This is a genomic window from Dyella sp. (assembly GCF_035685805.1).
Lineage (GTDB): Bacteria > Pseudomonadota > Gammaproteobacteria > Xanthomonadales > Rhodanobacteraceae > Dyella_A.
The window spans coordinates 24,620-44,403 of record NZ_DASSAB010000060.1; the positions used below are offsets into that span (position 1 = coordinate 24,620).

23 protein-coding genes are annotated in these 19,784 nt (G+C 69.3%); 17 read left to right on the forward strand and 6 right to left on the reverse strand.

All coding sequences use genetic code 11. From position 1 onward, the window contains the following. The first annotated feature begins 12 nt into the window (after positions 1–12). The 4 genes from VFG40_RS16945 to VFG40_RS16960 all read left to right on the forward strand — a co-directional run bounded on the left by VFG40_RS16945 (position 13) and on the right by VFG40_RS16960 (position 1,860). Positions 13–336, forward strand: coding sequence for a YbaB/EbfC family nucleoid-associated protein (locus VFG40_RS16945; RefSeq protein ID WP_324899705.1), 324 nt, complete (start codon positions 13–15; stop codon positions 334–336). Positions 337–430: 94 nt separating this feature from the next. After that, entirely contained in the window at positions 431–1,033 is a 603-nt protein-coding gene (gene recR / locus VFG40_RS16950; protein ID WP_324899707.1) for a recombination mediator RecR, read from the forward strand. A 49-nt stretch (positions 1,034–1,082) separates the two neighbouring features. Further along, positions 1,083–1,499: a GNAT family N-acetyltransferase gene (locus VFG40_RS16955; protein ID WP_324899709.1), complete on the forward strand. Its 417-nt coding sequence runs from the start codon at positions 1,083–1,085 to the stop codon at positions 1,497–1,499. Positions 1,500–1,515: 16 nt separating this feature from the next. Then, positions 1,516–1,860: a histidine triad nucleotide-binding protein gene (locus VFG40_RS16960; RefSeq protein WP_324899711.1), complete on the forward strand. Its 345-nt coding sequence runs from the start codon at positions 1,516–1,518 to the stop codon at positions 1,858–1,860. A gap of 67 nt (positions 1,861–1,927) precedes the next feature. On the opposite strand, the gene VFG40_RS16965 is transcribed toward VFG40_RS16960, so the two are convergent. Genes VFG40_RS16965 through VFG40_RS16980 form a run of 4 tightly spaced genes read right to left on the reverse strand, consistent with a single transcriptional unit; the run spans position 1,928 to position 6,430 of the window. After that, a complete protein-coding gene (locus VFG40_RS16965) occupies positions 1,928–2,521 on the reverse strand; it encodes a Slp family lipoprotein (protein WP_324899713.1) in 594 nt (197 codons plus the stop codon). 44 nt (positions 2,522–2,565) lie between these two features. Continuing rightward, positions 2,566–4,539 carry a transglutaminase TgpA family protein gene (locus VFG40_RS16970; RefSeq protein WP_324899715.1) on the reverse strand — a complete coding sequence of 658 codons (1,974 nt, stop codon included), beginning with the start codon at positions 4,537–4,539 and terminating at the stop codon, positions 2,566–2,568. Then, positions 4,536–5,489 carry a DUF58 domain-containing protein gene (locus VFG40_RS16975; RefSeq protein ID WP_324899717.1) on the reverse strand — a complete coding sequence of 318 codons (954 nt, stop codon included), beginning with the start codon at positions 5,487–5,489 and terminating at the stop codon, positions 4,536–4,538. The genes VFG40_RS16970 and VFG40_RS16975 overlap by 4 nt, the downstream gene beginning before the upstream one ends. Beyond that, on the reverse strand, positions 5,489–6,430 hold the full coding sequence (locus VFG40_RS16980) for an AAA family ATPase (RefSeq protein ID WP_324899719.1): 942 nt from the start codon (positions 6,428–6,430) through the stop codon (positions 5,489–5,491). The genes VFG40_RS16975 and VFG40_RS16980 overlap by 1 nt, the downstream gene beginning before the upstream one ends. A 95-nt stretch (positions 6,431–6,525) precedes the next feature. Between VFG40_RS16980 and VFG40_RS16985 the strand changes: the two genes are divergently transcribed. After that, positions 6,526–8,082 carry an ArnT family glycosyltransferase gene (locus tag VFG40_RS16985; protein WP_324899721.1) on the forward strand — a complete coding sequence of 519 codons (1,557 nt, stop codon included), beginning with the start codon at positions 6,526–6,528 and terminating at the stop codon, positions 8,080–8,082. Positions 8,083–8,098: 16 nt separating this feature from the next. Here VFG40_RS16985 and VFG40_RS16990 read toward each other — a convergent pair whose 3' ends face one another. Next, entirely contained in the window at positions 8,099–8,680 is a 582-nt protein-coding gene (locus tag VFG40_RS16990) for a Maf family protein (RefSeq protein WP_324899723.1), read from the reverse strand. After that, entirely contained in the window at positions 8,677–9,123 is a 447-nt protein-coding gene (locus tag VFG40_RS16995) for a hypothetical protein (protein ID WP_414649327.1), read from the reverse strand. Before VFG40_RS16995 ends, VFG40_RS16990 begins: the two co-directional genes overlap by 4 nt. 167 nt (positions 9,124–9,290) lie before the next feature. Between VFG40_RS16995 and VFG40_RS17000 the strand changes: the two genes are divergently transcribed. The 12 genes from VFG40_RS17000 (at position 9,291) to holB (ending at position 19,764) form a co-directional block, all read left to right on the forward strand. Next, positions 9,291–9,806 carry a YceD family protein gene (locus VFG40_RS17000; protein ID WP_324899725.1) on the forward strand — a complete coding sequence of 172 codons (516 nt, stop codon included), beginning with the start codon at positions 9,291–9,293 and terminating at the stop codon, positions 9,804–9,806. A gap of 36 nt (positions 9,807–9,842) precedes the next feature. Then, positions 9,843–10,037 (forward strand): 50S ribosomal protein L32, encoded by a 195-nt coding sequence (rpmF, locus tag VFG40_RS17005; protein ID WP_324899728.1) that lies wholly within the window; start codon positions 9,843–9,845, stop codon positions 10,035–10,037. Between the two features lie 159 nt (positions 10,038–10,196). Next, positions 10,197–11,171: a beta-ketoacyl-ACP synthase III gene (locus tag VFG40_RS17010; protein ID WP_324899730.1), complete on the forward strand. Its 975-nt coding sequence runs from the start codon at positions 10,197–10,199 to the stop codon at positions 11,169–11,171. Between the two features lie 139 nt (positions 11,172–11,310). Further along, a complete protein-coding gene (gene fabD / locus VFG40_RS17015) occupies positions 11,311–12,258 on the forward strand; it encodes an ACP S-malonyltransferase (protein WP_324899732.1) in 948 nt (315 codons plus the stop codon). Between the two features lie 33 nt (positions 12,259–12,291). Further along, entirely contained in the window at positions 12,292–13,035 is a 744-nt protein-coding gene (fabG, locus tag VFG40_RS17020; protein ID WP_324899734.1) for a 3-oxoacyl-ACP reductase FabG, read from the forward strand. Between the two features lie 207 nt (positions 13,036–13,242). Then, positions 13,243–13,482 carry an acyl carrier protein gene (acpP, locus tag VFG40_RS17025; RefSeq protein WP_056003912.1) on the forward strand — a complete coding sequence of 80 codons (240 nt, stop codon included), beginning with the start codon at positions 13,243–13,245 and terminating at the stop codon, positions 13,480–13,482. Between the two features lie 210 nt (positions 13,483–13,692). Further along, positions 13,693–14,982: a beta-ketoacyl-ACP synthase II gene (gene fabF / locus VFG40_RS17030; protein ID WP_324899737.1), complete on the forward strand. Its 1,290-nt coding sequence runs from the start codon at positions 13,693–13,695 to the stop codon at positions 14,980–14,982. 7 nt (positions 14,983–14,989) lie between these two features. Next, entirely contained in the window at positions 14,990–16,339 is a 1,350-nt protein-coding gene (locus tag VFG40_RS17035; RefSeq protein WP_324899739.1) for an aminodeoxychorismate synthase component I, read from the forward strand. Beyond that, positions 16,339–17,163, forward strand: coding sequence for an aminodeoxychorismate lyase (gene pabC / locus VFG40_RS17040; protein ID WP_324899741.1), 825 nt, complete (start codon positions 16,339–16,341; stop codon positions 17,161–17,163). The genes VFG40_RS17035 and pabC overlap by 1 nt, the downstream gene beginning before the upstream one ends. After that, positions 17,160–18,197 carry an endolytic transglycosylase MltG gene (mltG, locus tag VFG40_RS17045; protein ID WP_324899744.1) on the forward strand — a complete coding sequence of 346 codons (1,038 nt, stop codon included), beginning with the start codon at positions 17,160–17,162 and terminating at the stop codon, positions 18,195–18,197. The genes pabC and mltG overlap by 4 nt, the downstream gene beginning before the upstream one ends. After that, positions 18,194–18,832, forward strand: coding sequence for a dTMP kinase (tmk, locus tag VFG40_RS17050; protein ID WP_324899746.1), 639 nt, complete (start codon positions 18,194–18,196; stop codon positions 18,830–18,832). The genes mltG and tmk overlap by 4 nt, the downstream gene beginning before the upstream one ends. Further along, entirely contained in the window at positions 18,829–19,764 is a 936-nt protein-coding gene (gene holB / locus VFG40_RS17055; protein ID WP_324899748.1) for a DNA polymerase III subunit delta', read from the forward strand. Before tmk ends, holB begins: the two co-directional genes overlap by 4 nt. The last annotated feature ends 20 nt before the right edge of the window (positions 19,765–19,784 follow it).

Sequence of the window (19,784 nt, forward strand, 5' to 3'; positions counted from 1 at the left end):
GGAGAACGTGCGATGAGAGGACAGATCGGCCAGTTGATGCAGCAGGCCCAGCGCATGCAGGAAGACATGAAGCGTGCGCAGGAAGAGATCGCCCGGCTGGAAGTCACCGGCAGCGCCGGCGGCGGCCTGGTCACCGTGCTGATGACCGGCGCCCACGAAGTGCGACGCGTGCAGATCGACCGCAAGCTGTTCGCCGATGACCCGGAGATGGCCGAAGATCTGGTTGCCGCCGCCGTGAACGATGCGGTGAACAAGGTAGCCGCGGTGAGCAAGGATCGCCTGGGCGGCGTCACCGCCGGCATGAACCTGCCACCGGGCTTCAAGATGCCGTTCTGAAGACCCAGGTGACGGGTGCGCGTGTCTGGCGCGCTCCCTCTGATGCTACGTATCTGCCGCGCCGCCCGTCCCATCCACAGGCCTTGATCCGTCCATGTCCTCGTCCTCGCCACTGCTTGCCGAACTCATCGAGGCGCTGCGCTGCCTGCCCGGCGTGGGCGGCAAAAGCGCACAGCGCATGGCGTTCCACCTGCTGGAGCGCGAGCGCGAGCGGGGCCTGAAGCTGGCCGGCGCGCTGGAGCAGGCGATGCAGCGCATCGGCAACTGCAGCCGCTGCCGCAATTTCAGCGAAGAGCCAGTCTGCGCGCTGTGCGCCAGCACCAGCCGGGACCGCCAGGTGCTGTGCGTGGTCGAGTCGCCGACCGACCTGGCTGCGGTGGAGCAGGCCACCGGATACCGCGGCCAATACTTCGTACTGCTCGGCCGGCTGTCGCCGCTGGACGGCCTGGGACCGCGCGAGCTGGGTCTGCACCTGCTGACCGATCGGCTGGCCGAGGGCGAGATCGAGGAGCTGATCATTGCCACCAGCCCCACGGTGGAGGGCGAGGCCACGTCACATTACCTGGCGCAGCTCGCGCGGGCCGGTGGCGCGCGTCCGACGCGGCTGGCGCACGGCGTGCCGCTGGGCGGCGAACTCGAATACGTCGACCGCGGCACCCTGGCGCACGCGTTCGGCAGCCGCCAGGCGCTGGAATGAGCGGTACCGTCGCGCGGCGACCTCGCACACCCCTGGCCGGCACGAACCGGTGAGCGATGACCTCCCCCTGCAGCTCTCGCTGGAGCCACCAGCCGAGCACGAATACCTCGGGTTGCGCACAGCCGCCGGGCTCAGCGCGATGAGTCCCGAAGGCGCGCGTGCCGGACTGCCGGCGAGTTGGTGTGCTGCCTGCCTGCGGCATCAGGGCGAACTGGTCGGCATGGGCCGCGTCGTCGGCGACGGCGGACTGTTCCTGTTCGTGGTCGATATCGCGGTGACGCCGGCCTGGCAGCGCAAGGGGCTCGGCCAGCGCATCATGCAGTCGCTGATGGATCAGGTGCATGCGCGCGCGCCGGCACGAGCAATGGTCGGCCTGATTGCCGACGGCCAGGCGTATCGTCTGTACGAAAAATTCGGTTTCCGGCTGGTTGCGCCGGGGGCGCACGGCATGCTGTTGCGGCTTTGACGAGAGGGCGAGACACATGGGCGACACCATTTTCGGCAAGATCATCCGGCGCGAGATTCCCGCGGACATCGTCTACGAGGACGACGACGTGCTCGCGTTCCGCGACCTCAACCCGCAGGCACCGGTGCACGTGCTGTTCATCCCCAAGAAGCCGATCGCCACCCTCAACGACGGCACTGCCGCGGATGCCGAGTTGCTGGGCAAGGTGCAGCTCGCCGCTGCCCGCTATGCCAAGCAGGAAGGTTTCGCCGACGACGGCTATCGCACGGTGATCAACTGCAATCTGCACGGTGGGCAGACCGTCTACCACCTGCACGTGCACCTGCTAGCGGGGCGAAAGCTGGGCTGGCCGCCGGGCTGAGCAGCGCCGTGCCAACGGTTGCGCAGAAGGAAAAACGCCGGCGCAGGGCCGGCGTTGTTTATGCCACTTATTTTTTCGGCGGCGGTGGCGGGGTGCGCGGCACCACGATGATGCGCGGCTGGTTCCAGTACGGGTTGCCCCAGTAGCCCGGCCCCCACGGGCCAAAGCCCGGTCCCCAGAACGGGTCGTAGAAGCCCGGCGGATAGTTCACCACCGCCGGCCGGCGTGGCCACAGGTAGACCACGTCGGCCTCGACGCGCGGATAGGCGTAATTGAAGTCGCCGACCTTCTGCGAAACGATGCCGTGCAGGGTGCCGGTGACGGTCACCTCGCGGCCGCGGGTGAAGACCTCCGGATCGTAGAACCCGGCGCGGCAGGCGACGAACCGGCCCTGCTGGTTGTCGTCGTTGCTGCTGCCCGAGCGCGGCCGTGCCTGCGAGTCCAGCGGACGCGAGAGCAGGTAGAAGCAGGTTTCCTGCGGGCCGGGTTCGGTCTTGATGATTTCGCCACCCCAGCGCACGTGGGTGCCGCCGGCGCCACCTTGCTGGGCATTCAGCGTGGAGACGTCGGCATAGTTACCTTCCAGCGGCTTGGGCACCGTGGCGCAAGCGGCCAGCAGTGCGACAGCAGAGGCGAGCGTTAGCGATCGATAGACGGACATGGGGTCTCTCCAGCGGGGGCGACGGCACTGCCGTCACATTGAACTCATTGGACCACGCGCGGCGCGTGAAAATCCCGTGCGGCGCGTCGGAACGCGCGCAGCGATTCACGCGCCGGTGGGTCGCCGGCATAGCGCAGCGCCAGGTACTGCTGCATCAGCGCATCCAGCGCCTCGCGCTGGCCCGGCATCGCTCGCGCCGCACGGGTCAGGTAGTGCTGCGGACCCTCGCCACGGCGCCGCGCGACGCCGGCCCGGCCCAACTTGCGTTCCAGCAACCGCAGGCCGGCCAGCGCCGGATCCATGGCCGTGCGCCGCAGCATCGCCCAGGTGAGTCCGGCGGTGGCGAACAGCACGCTGCCAATGATCAGCAGCAGGGTCAGCATCTGCGTGTCGGTCTGCTGTACCCCGAACGGCGTGAGCAGGCCGCGCTGGCGCAGCGCATCGAAGCCGATAACGCCTTTGTCCCACCAACGGTTGACGACGTCCCAGCGGTTGCGAAACCCCTGCAGCCAGGCGTCCTGGTACCACGGGCGACCGTCGCCGCCGGCCGCGGCGGCAGCGCCCAGATTGACCCGCTCGGGCCGCACCGCGGCGGTCGGGTCGACTCGAACCCAGCCGCGGCCGGCCATCCATACCTCACTCCAGGCGTGCGCGTCGGACTGGCGCACCAGCAGGTAGTTGCCGAGCTTGTTCCAGAACCCGCCCTGGTAACCGGTAACCACGCGGGCAGGCACGCCAGCGGCGCGCATCAGCACGGTAAAGGCCGAGGCGTAGTACTCGCAGAAGCCTTCACGGGTGGAGAACAGAAAGTCGTCCATCCGGTCGCGTCCCAGTGGCGCTGGCGCCAGCGTGTAGCTGAAGCCGTCGTCGTGGAACATGTCCAGCGCCGCGCGCACGATGGCCCGGGTGTCGTCACCGTGGCGGGCGCGCCATTGCCGGCCCAGTGCCAGCGTGCGTGGATTGAAGCCTTGCGGCAGCTGTAGCGATGCCGCAAGGCCGCGCTCGAGCCGCGGCTGCAGCCGGTAGTGCAGCGCCGAAGTGAGGCGGTACGTGAGCGTGTCGTTGACCGGCCGGGCGTGCACCAGCGTTCGCCCGGGCTGAAGTTGTGCCCCTTCCACCGACGCCAGCGGAACATCGAGCGCCGGCATCACGCGACGCGCGGTCGGCAGCAGGGTGATGGTGTAGCTGACCGGATCGCTCGGCTCCGCCAGATCGGCCGGATCACCGGCGACGTCCGCAGCGTGCCAGCTGCTGCCGTCGTAGTTCCACATCACGTAGCCGCGGAAATACAGCAAGGCACGTTGTGGCAACGGGCCATCGAAGGCGACGCGCATGGCCGGGCTGTCGTCGATCAGCAGGTCGGTCATGGCGCCGGGCGACATCTCGCTGCTCAGGCCGCTGCGCGCCTGGTCGTTCTGCGGTGCGCCCCATAACGGCGCGCCCAACCGCGGCACCAGCGCGAACGCGAACAGGGTCAGCGGCAGCGACACCACCAGCAGCACCAGCCCCGGGAGCAGCTGGCGCGGCAGCGTGGTGGGCGCCTGTCCCGGCTCCAGCGATCGCAACGCGGCCAGCGCCGGGAGCAGGCCCACGCCGACGCCGACGGTGGCGAGCAGGCTCTGGTCGAACAGCAGCGCGGCCATCAGCGCGAAGCAGGCGAATGCGGTGCCGACCCGCACGTCGCGTGGCGACTCGCTCTCGAGCAGCTTGAGCACCAGCAGGCCCACCGCCAGTGCCGCGCCCGGCCCACGGCCGAAGATCGTGCCGTAGGTGGTCAGGATCGCCAGCGTGAGCAAGCCAAGCAGCGGAAGCTTCAACCAAAGCGGCGCCTTGACCGGCTCACGTCGCCGCTGCCACCAGCGCAGCGCCAGCACCACGACCAGTCCTGCGCTCAGCCACCAGGGCGAGTGCGCCGCATGCAGCACGAGCACCGCCAGCACCGTCAGCGTCAGCAGGTCGAAACTGCGCGCGCCCAGCACGGCGCCGGCCGACCGGGGCGAGCGCGCGAACCAGGTCATGGCAGCAACGCCAGGGCGCTCATGCAACGCGCGTATTGGTCGGCGCCGCTGCCGGCAGCGATCTCCTGACTGGGCAGCCACAAGCTGTAGCGGCGGCCCTGCGCGTGCGCTTCGCCGACCCAGCGGGCGAGCCGGGCGATACGCGACTCGCCGTCCAGATGCGGCAGCTCGCGCCAGTCCAGTCGCCATTCCTGGTAAGACTGCGGTTGCTCGAAGTCCTTCACCAGCAGGCCCTCGTGGCGCGCGCTGGCTTTCCACGCGATATGCCGCTGCGGATCGCCCGCGCGATAGTCGCGCAGCGCGGCGAGGTCGTCGCCGCGGTGCTGGCGCTGGCGCGCGGGGTCATCGTCGGGTGCCTGGGGAGCCGGGCCGAGGGGTTCCGGCCGGGGCCACACCAGCACCGACTGCTCCGGATACAGCCAGCTCCAGGCGCGGAACAGGCCCAGCGGCCAGGTGCTCCACACCCGCACCCGTGGCAGTGCCTGCCAGCCGCGGTGCTCGGTCGGCAGCGCGAACGTGAGCTCTGCTTCGGCGCCTGCGGCCAGTGCAAAGGCCTGTTGCTGCTCGCCGAGGTCGACGCGTACGGACTCGCGAGCGCGCGGCGCATTGAACACCAGATGCAGATCGATCGGCTGCCCGGCGATCGCGTGTCCGGCGCGAATGGTGCCGAGCACCAACCCGTCCAGCGCGCGGAACGCCACCAGCATCGAGCTCATGCTGGCCGCGCCGAGCAGGCACGTGAGCAGCAGCGCGGCGTTGTTGGTGTAGTTGAGCGACCCGACCAGCATCACCAGGAGCAGCATGCCGAAGCCGAGCCCGAACGCGGTGGGCACGATGTAGATGCGTCGACGATGCAGTTCGATCGGCAGCGGCTCGGGCTGGCGGAAGCGGGTAAGCGCGGGCAGTCGCTGTTCGGCCCAGCGCTGCATGCGTTGCAGCGACGGGGCCATCAATCCACCGCCACCTCGGCCAGCAGCTCGCGGGCCAGCGCGTCGCCGCTGCTGCCTCGGCTGGGCACCAGTCGGTGGCCGGCCAGCGGCACGAACAGCGCCTGCAGATCTTCCGGCAGCACGTGGGCACGCCCGCTCAGCAAGGCCCAGCTGCGGGCCGCGGCCAGCAGCGAGAGCCCGGCGCGCGGGGAGAGTCCCACGCGAATGTCGGTGTGGCGCCGGCTCGCCGCCAGCAGGGCCTGCAGGTAGTCGAGCAGCGCCTGGCTGGCAGTGATGGCCTGCGCGCGCTGCTGCAGGTCCAGCAGGCTCGCGCCGTCGAGCTTGGGCTGGAGCTGGCCGAGCAGGCTGCGACGATCGCTGCCTGTGAGCAGCGCGCGCTCGGCGCTGGCGTCGGGGTAACCCAGCGACACGCGCAGCATGAAGCGGTCCAGCTGCGAGTCGGGCAGGGCAAAGGTGCCGTTGAGATCGAGCGGGTTCTGCGTGGCCACCACGTAGAACGGCACCGGCAGGGCGTGCGTCTGCCCGTCCACGGTGACCTGGCCTTCGGCCAGCGCCTCAAGCAGTGCGCTCTGGGTCTTCGGCGTGGCGCGATTGATCTCGTCGGCGAGCAGCAGCCCGGCGAAGATCGGGCCGGGATGGAACCGGAACTGCGCCGTCTCGCGCTCGTACACGCTCACGCCGATAATGTCCGACGGCAACAGGTCGCTGGTGAACTGCACGCGCTGGAAGTCGAGCGAGAACGTGGCCGCCAGGGCATGCGCGAGCGTGGTCTTGCCCACCCCGGGCACGTCCTCCAGCAGCAGGTGGCCGCCGGCGATCAGGCAGGTAAAGGCCAGCTTGACCTGGCGCGGCTTGCCCAGCAGCACCTGGTTGACCTGGGTCAGCGCCGCCTCGAGGCGTTGGATGAGCGGATCGTCGCGAAGCGGAGTGGTGGCAGACATGGTGGTAGGCAGTTCCCTGGCGACGCGGCAGAGCGCAAGACGTGCGTGACCGGTCGAGTGTAGTGGTGCCTGTCGCACGCTGGCGAGCCACGTTCGTGGCACTGTTTGTCGCGCTCACGGCGGTCAAGGTGATGCTCGCGATGCGCCTGGCGCCGTTCGGCGACGAGGCGTTCTATTGGCAGGAAAGTCGTCATCTGGCGTGGGGTTACAGCGACCTGCCGCCGCTGACCGCGTGGCTTGTCCGGCTTGGCGAAGCCGTGGCGGGGCACGGGTTGCTGGCGATGCGCTGGCCGTTCCTGCTGTTGGGGGCAGCGCTGCCGTGGCTCGTCGTGCAGTTTGCGCGCGAGGCGTTCGATGATCGGGTCGGCTGGCAGGCCGGCCTCCTCTGCCTGGTCCTGCCGCTTGCCGGCACGCTGGGTGTGCTGACCCTGCCGGACGTGCCGCTGACCGTGGCGATCGCGCTGGCCATGCTGGGCCTGCTGCGCGCTGCCGCGCGCGACCGCCGTGGCGACTGGCTGCTGCTGGGCCTCGGCCTCGGCATCGCCTGGAGCACGCACTACCGAGCGGCCATGGTGATGCTGGTAGGCCTGCTCTTCATGGCGCTGGAGCCGCGGGGGCGGCTTCTGTGGCGAAGGCCGGGCCTGTGGCTCGCGCTCGGCTGCGCCACGTTGGGGTTGCTGCCGCTGGCCGTGTCCAACTGGCAGCAGCATGGCGCGGGGGTGGCCTTCCAGCTGGTCGACCGCAATCCCTGGCAGTTTCACGCCAGCGCGCTGGTCCAGCCGCTGGAACAGGCGCTGGCGTGCACACCCTTGTTGTATGGCGTGTTGCTGTGGTCGGCGTGGCAGGCCTGGCGTCGCCGCGGGCAGGGCGCGCCGTGGGACGTGCTCGCGTGGCTGGCGGTCGGCTTCATCGGCCTGTATTTCGTGCTCGGCCTGTTCGCGGACGACCTGCGTTTTCGCGCGCACTGGCCGCTGCCAGGCTACCTGCCGCTGCTCGCCGCGCTTCCGGCGCTGCTCTGGCACCCGGGTGGCTCGTTGTTCGGCAGGCGTCTGCTGGCCTGGGCCGCCTGCACGGCCTTGCTGGGGCAGGGGCTGGTGCTGGGTTACCTCGCGCTGGCCACCACCCCCGGCGGCGCGGCGCGGCTGGCCGGAGCCAAGGCCTTTCCCTATGCGTTTGTGGGCTGGCGCGAAGCGGCTGCGCTGGTGCGGCCAGCGATCGCGGCCGCGCCGACGGCACTGCTGGTGGCGGACAACTTCGTGCTGGCCGCGGAGCTGGAGTTTTTGCTGGGAGGGCGGCGTCCGGTCTTCAGCCTGGACAGCCCGCTGAACATCAAGCACGGGCGGGCGCCGCAGTTGGCGATATGGCAGCGCGACGAGCATGCCCTGCGGGCGCATGCCGGTGAGCCGATGCTGCTGGTGGTGGAAGAGACCGCGCAGAGCGAACGCGAACGGCTGGCGTGGCAAGGCACGTTGTGCCGCCGCATCGAGGCGCCGCGCCTGCTCGGCCGGGTCGATGGCTATGCGCGACGCAAGCGGTTTGCGCTGTACCTCGGTACCGTGCCGGCAACCGGTGCGGGCGACCAGCCCGCGGACGGTCGCGAGCGCGCTGCGTGCGTGATCTGGCGACAGTCGCACGAGGCCGCGCAGCCGTAATCGCGGCCCGCGCGTCTCAGGGAATCGTCATGCCGGCGGACCGTAGCAGGCGGGCGAGGGCGATCAACGGCAGCCCCACCAGTGCGGTCGGGTCGTCCGTGGTGATGCGGTCGAACAGGCTGATGCCGAGGCCCTCGCACTTGAAGCTGCCGGCGCAGTCCAGCGGCCGCTCGCGCGCCACGTACCGCACGATCTCATCGTCGTGCAGCGGACGAAATACCACGGCGGTGTGGTCCACGTGCGTTTGCTGCGTGCCGTGGCGCGCGTCGAACAGGCACAGCGCCGTGTGGAAATGCACGGTCCGGCCGCGGCTCAGGCGCAGTTGCTCGCAGGCACGCTCGATGCTGCCCGGCTTGTCCAGCACCTCGCCATCCAGTTCCGCCACCTGGTCGGAACCGATCACCAGCGCCTGCGGGTGCGAGCGGGCCACTGCCCCGGCCTTGGCGCATGCCAGGCGCAGCGCACGCGCGGGCGCACTCTCGCCCGGTAACGCCGCCTCGTCGGTACCGGGCGCAGCCTGGGCGAAGCCATCCAGCAGCCGGTGCAGCAGTTCGGCGCGGTAACGCGAGGTGGAGCCCAGCACCACCGATGCGGTCATGCCCCCGGCTCGCGCTGGATGTGCTCGCGCATGGCGCTGTCCAGGTCGTGCTGGGCCTGGCTCAGCGCCGCCATCAGGGGCTGCAGGCGAGCGCGGGTGTCGCGCATCGACCGGGCGGTCTCTTCCATCTGGTCGAGGCTGGCCCACGCGGCGCAGTCGCGGATCCACAGCCGCTGCTGGAGCAAGGCCCGCAGGCCCGCATCGATCGCCTGCCGGGCATCCTTCTCGCTGGCCTGCGGTGTGTCCGGATTGAGCGACATGACGGCATGGGCCTGCTGCAGACCGCCGCGACAAGTCTTCAGGTCCGCCTCGAGCCGGTCGGCCAGGTCGAGCAGGTTCTGCAGGCTCGCGTTGCGCTGCCACTGCCGCTTGCGCTGCGCCAGCACCATGCCGACGCACACCACGAGCAGCCCGAACAGGGCGGCTGCACCGGCTATCATCATCTGGGGAGTCACGTGCTCGCTTCGCCGGAAAAGTCGGATGCCCAGTCTGCCGCATGCGGGGCGGCGCAGGCAAAAGGCCCGCCGTGGCTCCCGGCGTGCACGCGAAGGGGTTCCCGCCCGGCTCGGCTGTTGACTTGGAGCCGGGGCAAACCCATAATTTCGCGATTATGTCCGTGACACTGCCAGAGTCCGTGGACGCTTGGCGCATGGTTTCGGCGCGGCGTTCGTTTGTTGGAACGCTTCCTGTAGCCTCGATGCCCCGCCTTTGCGGGATGCTCGCGGGCAACAGCGGCGAGGTCGAGTTCGAGCTGGAATTCGGTCGCGACGAGCTGGGCACGGCATATCTCGATGTACGCGCCAAGGCGCCGCTTACCGTGGTCTGCCAACGCTCTCTCGAGCCGTTCGTGCTGCCGGTGGAAGTGGACAACCGCCTCGGGTTGATTCGTTCGGAGCGGGAAGAGTCGGGGCTGTCGCCCGGCTGCGAGCCGCTGCTGGTCGAGGAGACCGGCATGCTGGTCACCGCCGACGTCATCGAGGACGAACTGTTGTTGGCGCTGCCGCTGGTTCCGATCAATCCGGACAGCGCGTTGCCTGAAGAAGTGACAAGCCCGTCGGAGGACGACAGTCCTGCCCAGGGTCGTACCGATAATCCGTTCGCGGTGTTGCGCGAACTCAAGAAATAACCCGCTCGATACAAGCGATTACGTTGGAGATCCGCCATGGCCGTTGCCAAGAGCCGCAAGACCCCGTCCACCCGCGGCATGCGTCGTTCGCACGACAAGCTGCAGACCGTGCAGCTGTCGACCGACCCGACCAGCGGTGAGGTGCACCTGCGCCATCACGTGACGGCCGACGGTTACTACCGCGGCAAGAAGGTGATCGACACCGCGACCACGGCGGTCGAAGAGGATTGATTCGAGCCTTCGGGCATCGATGATCGGCAGGACGGCGCGGCGACGCGCCGTTTTGCTTTCAGGCGCCCGCGCACGTAACTTGTCGGTCCCGCCCGCCGCAGTGTCACCCGTCTCGATGGACGGGCCGCCGCCCGCACGACCGCGCTGATGGATAGTTGAATGGCCCCGATCTACGCCCGTATCACCGGTACCGGCAGCGCACTGCCGGATCGCGTCGTCACCAATGCCGATCTCGAGAAGCTGGTCGAGACCAGCGACGAGTGGATCGTTGCGCGCACCGGCATTCGCGAGCGGCACATCGCTGCACCGGGCGAGACCACCGGCGACCTGGCAGTCACTGCCGCCCAGCGTGCGCTGGAGGCTGCGGGGGTGAAAGCGTCCGAGTTGGACCTGATCGTGCTCGGCACCACCACGCCCGACATCATTTTTCCGTCCACCGCCTGCCTGGTGCAGCACCGTCTCGGGGCCAACGGCTGCGCCGCGTTCGACGTCAATGCGGCCTGCTCGGGCTTCATGTATGCGCTGGGCATCGCCGACAAGTTCATTCGCAGCGGCCAGTCGAAGAAGGTGCTGGTGATCGGTGCCGAAACGCTGACCCGCATGGTCGACTGGACCGAGCGCGAGACCTGCGTGCTGTTCGGTGATGGTGCCGGTGCGGTGGTGCTGGAGGCTTCCAGCGAACCGGGCATCTTCGCCACCTGCCTGCACGCCGACGGCGGGCACAAGGACCTGCTGTACAACCCGGTCGGCGTGTCGGCTGGTTTCACCGACGAGCCGAATCATGGCGTGCGCATCCGCATGTCCGGCCGCGAGGTGTTCAAGGTGGCAGTGAAGACACTCGATTCGCTGGTCGACGAGACGCTGCAGGCCGCCGGCATGCAGGAGTCGGACATCGACTGGCTGATCCCGCACCAGGCCAACCTGCGGATCATCGAGGCCACCGCCAAGCGCCTGAAGATGTCGATGGACCGGGTGGTGGTGACGGTCGACAAGCATGCCAACACCTCCTCCGGCTCGGTGCCGCTGGCGCTCGACTTCGCCGTGCGCTCGGGCAAGGTGCAGCGCGGCCAGACCCTGCTGCTGGAGGCCTTCGGCGGCGGCTTCACCTGGGCGTCGGCGCTGCTGCGCTACTGATCGCAGTCGCCGGATGTCACCTCGGATGCCGCCTTTCGGGGCGGCATCTGCGTTCTACGGCACGAAACGTCGCGATACGGCTGCGTACGTCAGTGAATGCTGGCACCATGCCCGTTTTCCATGATCGGGTTTCGCCTGCATGACTGCATCTGCCTCCTCGCTGGCCTTCGTCTTTCCCGGCCAGGGCTCCCAGTCCGTCGGCATGCTGGCCGAGCTGGCCGAGCTGCATCCGCAGGTGAGGGCGACGTTCGACGAGGCGTCGGACGGCGCAGGCGTCGACCTGTGGGCGCTCAGCCAGCAGGGTCCGGAGCAGCAGCTCAACCGCACCGAATATACCCAGCCGGCGTTGCTGGCGGCCAGCGTGGCGGTATGGCGCCTGTGGCGCGCGCAGGGCGGTGCCGTGCCTGCCCAGCTTGCCGGTCACAGCCTCGGCGAGTACAGCGCGCTGGTCGCCGCCGAGACGATTGCCCTGCGTGACGCCGCACACCTGGTGCGCATTCGCGGCCAGGCGATGCAGGAGGCCGCGCCGGAAGGCTCCGGTGCCATGGCCGCCGTGCTCGGCGCCGACGATGCGGTAGTCGAAGAGGCCTGCCGCGATGCGTCGGGAGTGCACGTAGTGGTTGCGGCCAATTTCAACTCCCCGGGCCAGGTGGTGATCGGTGGCCACGCCGATGCGGTGGACAAGGCGCTGGCCCTGCTGGCCGAACGCGGTGTGCGCAAGGCGGTGAAGCTGCCGGTGAGCGTGCCCTCGCACACGCCGCTGATGCGCGAGGCCGCCAACCGGCTGGCCGAGGCGATGACGGCTTATGCCTGGCACGTGCCGAAGATTCCCGTGGTGCAGAACGTGGACGCCCGCGTCCACGACACGGTGCAGTCGATCCGCGAGTCGCTGGTCAGCCAGCTCTATCTGCCGGTGCGCTGGACCGGCTGCGTGCAGGCGCTGGTCGCCGGGGGCGCCACCCGCATCGCCGAGTGCGGGCCAGGCAAGGTGCTGGCGGGTCTCGTCAAGCGCATCGACAAGTCGGTCGAGGCGCGCGCGCTCGGCACCCCGGGCGACTTCGAGACCACCCGCACCGAGTGGGTCTGAGCCCTCCCGATTTCGAACCGAAAGGATTTGTGCATGAACGACATACTCAAGGGTGAGGTCGCGCTGGTCACCGGCGCGAGCCGCGGCATCGGCGCGGCGATCGCCGACGAGTTGGCCGCCATGGGCGCCACCGTGATCGGCACCGCGACCAGCGACAGCGGTGCATCGGCGATCGGCGATCGCCTGGCCGCGCGCGGCGGCCACGGCCGCAAGCTCGACGTCACCGACGGTGCCGCCGTCGATGCGTTGATCGATGGCATCGGCAAGGAGTTCGGCGCCGTCTCCATCCTCGTCAACAATGCGGGCATCACCCGCGACCAGCTGCTGATGCGCATGAAGGACGAGGACTGGCAGGCGATCCTCGACACCAACCTCACCTCCGTCTACCGCACGTCCAAGGCGGTGATGCGCGGCATGATGAAGGCGCGCAAGGGCCGCATCATCTCGATCGCCTCGGTGGTCGGGGTCACGGGCAATCCGGGGCAGGCCAACTATGCGGCGGCCAAGGCCGGCATCATCGCGTTCTCCAAGTCGCTGGCGCGAGAGATCGGCAGCCGCGGCATTACGGTGAACGTGGTGGCGCCGGGCTTCATCGACACCGACATGACGCGCGCGCTCAGCGAGGAGCAGCGCAGCGGGCTGCTTGGCCAGATCGCACTTGGCCATCTCGGTGAGCCCACCGACATCGCCAAGGCGGTAGCCTTCCTGGCGTCCCCCGCGGCGGCCTACATCACCGGCGAGACGCTGCACGTCAACGGCGGCATGTACATGCCGTGACACCGGCGGCGCATCGCGCCGCCCCTGATCGGGCCAGTTGTCGCCACCGAACCCGTTTTAGGCGACAATGCGCTCTTCGCGCTGGCCTCCGGGCCATCGTGGCTCCACCGTCAGCGGGACGTACAAGCCCTCCCGGGCACGCGACCGCAGGCTTATGCCGGAACCCGCCGGCGCAGCATAAAAATTTCTCCTTGGGAGGTTTGGTACATGAGCACCATCGAAGAACGCGTCAAGAAAATCGTCATCGAGCAGCTGGGCGTGAAGGAAGATGAGGTCACGGCGAACGCTTCGTTCGTGGACGATCTGGGCGCAGATTCGCTGGACACGGTCGAGCTGGTGATGGCTCTGGAAGAAGAGTTCGAGACCGAGATCCCGGACGAAGAAGCCGAGAAGATCACCACCGTGCAGCAGGCCGTCGACTACATCAAGGCCCACTCCAAGGATTGATCGAGTCGGGAGCCGGAAGTGCTTCATGCCTTCCCCGGTTCCGATGATCCGATAGCGAAAGCTGCGCCACATTGGCGCAGTTTTCGTTTCTGAATTCTGCAACGTCCGATCCCGTATGGTGCGCTAGCCGCGCCGGGCACATCGGACGCGTCCACCGGCGGCCGATCCGCGGCGGACGGCGACACCATGGCATCACGAAGGAACTAGAGCATGAGCAAGCGACGCGTGGTAGTGACCGGCATGGGCATCATCTCGCCGGTCGGCAACGACATTGCCACGGCCTGGAAAAACGTGCTGGAAGGCAACAGCGGCATCGGCCCGGTCACGGCCTTCGATGCCAGCGCCTATGCAACGCGCATCGCCGGTGAAGTGCACGGGTTCGACCCGGTGGCGGCGTATTTCCAGGGCACCGACGTGCCGCCGGACGAGCAGCGCTCGATCGGCAAGGACTTCAAGCGGATGGATCCATTCATCCACTACGGCATCGTCGCGGGCACTCATGCGTTTCGTCAGTCCGGCCTGCAGGTCACCGATGCCAATGCCGCGCGCATCGGCGTGGCCGCTGGCGCCGGCATCGGCGGCCTGCACACGATCGAGGCTACCGCCATCGAGCTGGCAGAGAAGGGGCCGCGCAAGGTGTCGCCGTTCTACGTGCCCAGCTCGATCATCAACATGGTGGCCGGCAACCTGTCCATTTACCACGGCCTGAAGGGCCCGAACATCGCGCTGGTGTCGGCCTGCACCACCGCCGCCCACAACATCGGCATGGCGATGCGCGTGATCCAGTACGGCGATGCTGACGCCATGCTGGCCGGCGGTGCCGAGTTCGCCACCACACCCACGGCGATGGCCGGTTTCTGCTCGGCCAAGGCGATGTCCACCCGCAATGACGATCCGACCCACGCCAGCCGCCCGTGGGATATCGGCCGTGACGGCTTCCTGCTGTCCAATGGCGCCGGCATGCTGATGCTGGAGGAGTACGAATTCGCCAAGGCGCGCGGCGCCAACATCCTGGCCGAGATCATCGGTTTCGGCATGAGCGGCGACGCATTCCACATCACCGCGCCCAGCGGTGAGGGTGCCGAGCTGGCCATGCGCAATGCACTGACCGATGCCGGTCTCGCGCCCGAAGGCGTGCAGTACGTCAATGCACACGGCACCTCCACTCCGGTGGGTGATCTGGGCGAGGCCAGGGCGATCCGCAACGTGTTCGGCGAGCACGCCACCGCCAAGGGCCGGTTCGCAGTGAGTTCCACCAAGTCGGTCACCGGCCACCTGCTCGGTGCCGCCGGCGGCGTGGAGGCGATCTTCTCGATCATGGCGCTGCGCGACGGCGTGATGCCGCCCACCATGAACCTGCAGGAGGTCGACCCCGAGGTCGCTGCGCTGGGCATGGATCTGGTGGCCAACCGGGCCGAGCAGGCGACGCTGGATGTGGCGATGTCCAACTCGTTCGGGTTCGGCGGCACCAACGGCACGTTGGTCTTCCGTCGCGTCTGAGTACCGCGTGACCTGCCATCGCCGCCGGCTGAGCGGCCAGCGCGACCTGCTCGCGCTGGCCGCTGCCTTTCCCGAGCGCTATGCCGGCCTGCTGCAGAGCGTGGTGCACGCCACGCCACAAGCGCGTTTCGACATCCTGTTCGTCTGTGCGGGCGAGCGGCTGGAGCTGGGTGCGAGCGGGGAGCTGCGCGACGAACGCGGCGCCGTCGTGCAAGGCAGCTTCCTCGACGCGCTGGACGCACGCTGGCGTGCGTTGCAGTTGCCATGCGAGCCCGATGACGCGCTGCCGTTCCGCGGCGGCTGGCTGCTCTTCCTTGCCTACGAACTGGCCGGCCAGATCGAGCCGCGGCTGGCGCTCGACCCGCCCGCGACCATGCCGGTTGCACTGGCGCTGCGCTGCCCTGCGGCAGCAATCATCGACCACCACCGCGGCGACACGACATTGGTGGCCGAGGCGGGTCACGAAGCGCTGCTGGACCAGGTCGAGCACGACCTGGAACGGGCACCGCCGCGCTCGACTGTGGCGTTCCCGGTGCAGATCGATGAAGACCCGCCGGCACGGTTCCTCGAGGGCGTGGCGCGCATCCATGACTACCTGCGCGCCGGCGATATCTTCCAGGCGAACCTGTCGCGCGCCTGGCGTGCCCGCTACGCCGCCGAGCCCGCCCCCGCGGCGCTGTACGAAGCCCTGCGCTGCGCCAACCCCGCGCCGTTCGCCGGATTGCTGCAGCAGCCGGGCTGGGCGGTGGTCAGTTCATCGCCGGAGCGGCTGGTGGAGTCGCGCGCCGGCCTGGCGCAGACTCGCCCGATCGCCGGCACCAGGCCGCGCGTGGCTGGCGATGACGAGTCTGCGCGCATTCTGGAGCTGAGCGCTCACCCGAAGGAGCGCGCCGAGCACGTCATGCTGATCGACCTGGAGCGCAACGACCTGGGGCGCGTGTGCGCGCCGGGGACGGTCGAGGTCGACGAGCTGATGGTGGTGGAGAGCTATGCCCACGTGCACCACATCGTGTCGAACGTGCGCGGTCGCTTGCGCCCGCAGGTGACGCCCGGGCAACTGATCGCGGCGACCTTTCCCGGCGGCACCATCACCGGCTGCCCCAAGGTGCGTTGCATGGAGATCATCGCGGAACTGGAAGACGCGCCGCGTGGCGCGTACACCGGCGCGATGGGCTACCTCGACCGCAATGGCGACATGGATCTCAACATCCTGATCCGCACCCTGGCGGTGGTCGGCGACACCGTGACGTTGCGTGCCGGTGCGGGAATCGTGGCCGACTCGGTGGCTGCCGCCGAGCTGGACGAGACGCGCGCGAAGGCTCGCGGCCTGCTGCGTGCGCTGGGCGCCACCGACTGATGGGTCCGCGCATGCTGATCGATGGCGTGGCGGGCGAGGTGGTTCCGGCACTGGATCGCGGGCTGTGTTACGGCGACGGCCTGTTCGAGAGCGTTCGCTTCGAGGGCGCCCACGCACCGCTGTGGTCGCGTCACATGCAGCGCCTGCGGGAAGGCTGCGATCGGCTGGCGATCGCGGCGCCGGATGCGGCGGTGCTGCTGGAGGAGGCGCGAGCGGTCAGTCGCGGCATGCCGCGCGCAGCCGTGCGTATCACGGTCACCCGCGGCGTGGGCGAGCGAGGCTATGCGCCACCGGCCGTGCCGGTGCCCAGGCGGGTGGTTGCCGCGTTCGACCTGCCCATGCCGGGTGCGGAGGCGCTTGTCCATGGCGTGCGCGTGCGCCGTTGCCGGCTGCAGCTGTCCGAGCAGCCCCTGCTGGCCGGCATCAAACATCTCAACCGGCTGGAGCAGGTGCTGGCGCGTGCCGAGTGGAGCGATTCCACCATTGCCGAGGGCCTGCTGTGCGATGCGGCTGGCCGGGTGATATGCGCCACCATGGCGAATCTGTTTGCGGTCATGGATGGCCAGCTGGTGACGCCTTCGCTTAAGCGCTGCGGCGTGGCCGGCGTGGCGCGAGCGGAGGTGCTGGCCGTGCAGGCGGCAGCCCAGGTGCGCGATATCGGCTTCGACGAGCTCATCCGCGCGGAAGAAGTCTTCCTCAGCTCGAGCATCCGCGGCATCCTGCCGGTTCAGTCGGTGGGCGCTAAGGTCTTCGCCCCCGGTACCTTCGCCCGTGGCCTGCAGCGGCACTGGCGGAATCTCGGTTTCACGTTGGAGCAGGCATGAGTCGATTCGTTATGCGCGGCCGCGCGGCGTGGCGCGCCCTGGTGCTGTTGCTGCTGCTGGCCGGTGCCGTGGCACTGGCGTGGGGCTGGCGCGACTTCGCCCGTTTCAGCGCCTCGCCACTGGCGGTCAGCGGCCAGCACGCAACGCTGGATGTGCCGCGCGGCAGCGGCTTCAAGCAGATCGTCGCGCAGCTGCGCGAGCAGGGTCTGACCCAGGCCTCGCCCTGGTACTGGCGCGCGCTGGCCGAGCAGATGCACGTCGCCGGGCGCCTGCACGCGGGTGAGTACGCGCTCGAGCCGGGCATCACGCCGCGCACCCTGCTGCAGAACATGGCCGCCGGCCACGTGCTGCAGCATGACTTCACGATCGTCGACGGATGGACCTTTGCCGAGCTTCGCGCGGCGCTGGATCGCTCCGACACGCTTGATCATCTCAGCACCGGGCTGGACAACGCGGCGCTGATGCAGCGGCTGGGGGCACCGGGCGAGGCGCCGGAGGGCCGCTTCCTGCCCGAGACCTACGCATTCGTGAAGGGTGACAGCGACCTCGACGTACTCAAGCGCGCCCGCGCAGCCATGCAGAAGACGCTTGATGCCCTGTGGCCCGGCCGCGACAAGGACCTGCCGCTGGCCACACCGTACGAGGCGCTGATCCTGGCCTCGATCGTGGAGCGCGAAACCGGGCGCGCCGACGAGCGCAAGCGGATCGCTGGCGTGTTCGTGCGCCGCCTGCGAAACCACATGCTGCTGCAGACCGACCCAAGCGTGATCTACGGCATGGGCGCGAGTTACGCCGGCAACATCCGCCGCAGCGACCTCGCCACCGATACGCCCTACAACACCTACACCCGTCCGGGTCTCCCGCCCACGCCCATCGCGCTGCCCGGCAAGCCGGCGATCGAAGCCGCACTGCATCCGGCGGACGGCGACGCGCTCTACTTCGTCGCCCGCGGCGATGGCAGCCACGTTTTCGCAAGCACCTTGGCCGAGCACAACCGCAACGTCGCCTGCTTCCAGTTGAAGCGCTGCCCATGAACCTGCGCGGACGCTTCATCAGCCTCGAAGGCGGCGAAGGGGCCGGCAAGAGCACCTTGCTGACGGGCCTGCGGGACCACTTGGCAGGGCAGGGTATCGACCTCGTGCAGACGCGCGAGCCCGGCGGCACGCGGTTGGGCGAAGCACTGCGAACCCTCCTGCTCGATCCCGCGCTGGGTGGGCTCAGCGCCGAAAGCGAGTTGCTCATGATGTTCGCCTCGCGCGCGCAACTGGTGCGAGAGCGCATCGCGCCGGCGCTGGAGGCGGGCCAATGGGTGCTGTGCGATCGCTTCGCCGACGCCAGCTACGCCTACCAGGGTGGCGGTCGAGGCCAGCCGATGGAGCGGATCGCCTCGCTCGAGTCCTGGGCCTGCGCGGGGCTCGCGCCGGACCTCACCCTGCTGCTCGATCTGCCCGTCGCAGCGGGCCGTGCGCGGGCGGCGGGCCGGGGCGAGGCGGACCGGATCGAGGCCGAAGCGGATGCTTTCTTCGAGCGCGTGCGTGCGACCTATCGCGCACGCGCGCTGGCCGAGCCACGGCGCTTCAGGATGATCGATGCGGGCGGCACGCCACAGCAGGTGCTGCACGAGGCGATCGCGGCGCTGCAGCCGCTGCTGCGGGAGGCGAGCCGATGAGCGCCATGCCCTGGCACGCCGAGCACTGGCAACGCCTGCAGGCAAGGCGGGAGCGCGGCGCCCTGCCGCACGCGCTTCTGCTTTGCGGGCCGGCGGGTCTGGGCAAGCGCGTCTTTGCGGAACGCTTCGTGCGGGGATTGCTTTGCGTGCAGCCGGTGGGCGGCGAGGCGTGCGGGCACTGCCGCAGCTGCGCCCTGCTGGCCGCCGGCAGCCATCCCGATCGCGTCGCGGTGAGCTACGGCTTGCGCAAGGACGGCGTGCAGCGCAGCGAGATCGTGGTGGACCAGGTTCGCGATCTGTCCGCCCGGCTGGCGATGTCCAGTCAGTTCGGTGGCTGGCAGGTCGCCACCATCGACCCGGCCGATGCACTGAATGCCGCCGCCGCCAATGCGCTTTTGAAGACGCTGGAAGAACCGGCTGCGCAGACCATGCTGGTGCTGGTGGCCGATGCGCCCTGGCGCCTGCCGCAAACCATCCGCAGCCGCTGTCAGCGCTTCGAGTTCCAGTTGCCGGAAGCCGCCGCCGCCCTGGCGTGGCTGCAGACCCAGGGCGTGGAGGACGGCGCCGCGGCGCTGGAGGCCGCCGGTGGCAATCCGGGGCTGGCACAGCGCTGGTCGCAGGACGGCTCGCTGGCCCGCCGCCGCGAGGTGCGACGGGACCTGGCCGCCTTGGCGGGCGGGCGCGGCGAAACCATGGAGGTAGTGCGCCGGTGGCTGGAGCAGGAGCCGGCGCAGCGGGTATGGTTTGCCGCGCAGGCCGCAGCCGACGAGGCGCGCGCCCGCACCGCAGGTGAGCCCGGCCCGTTGTCCAGCGCGCTCGATGCGATAGGTCTGCTGGACTGGCACGCCAGTGCCAACCGTACGCGTGAATCACTGCGCGGCCCGCTGCGCGGTGACCTCGCGCTGCTGGAACTGCTGGCCCGCTGGCGCTGACGCGCCGGTTCGTCGGTCCG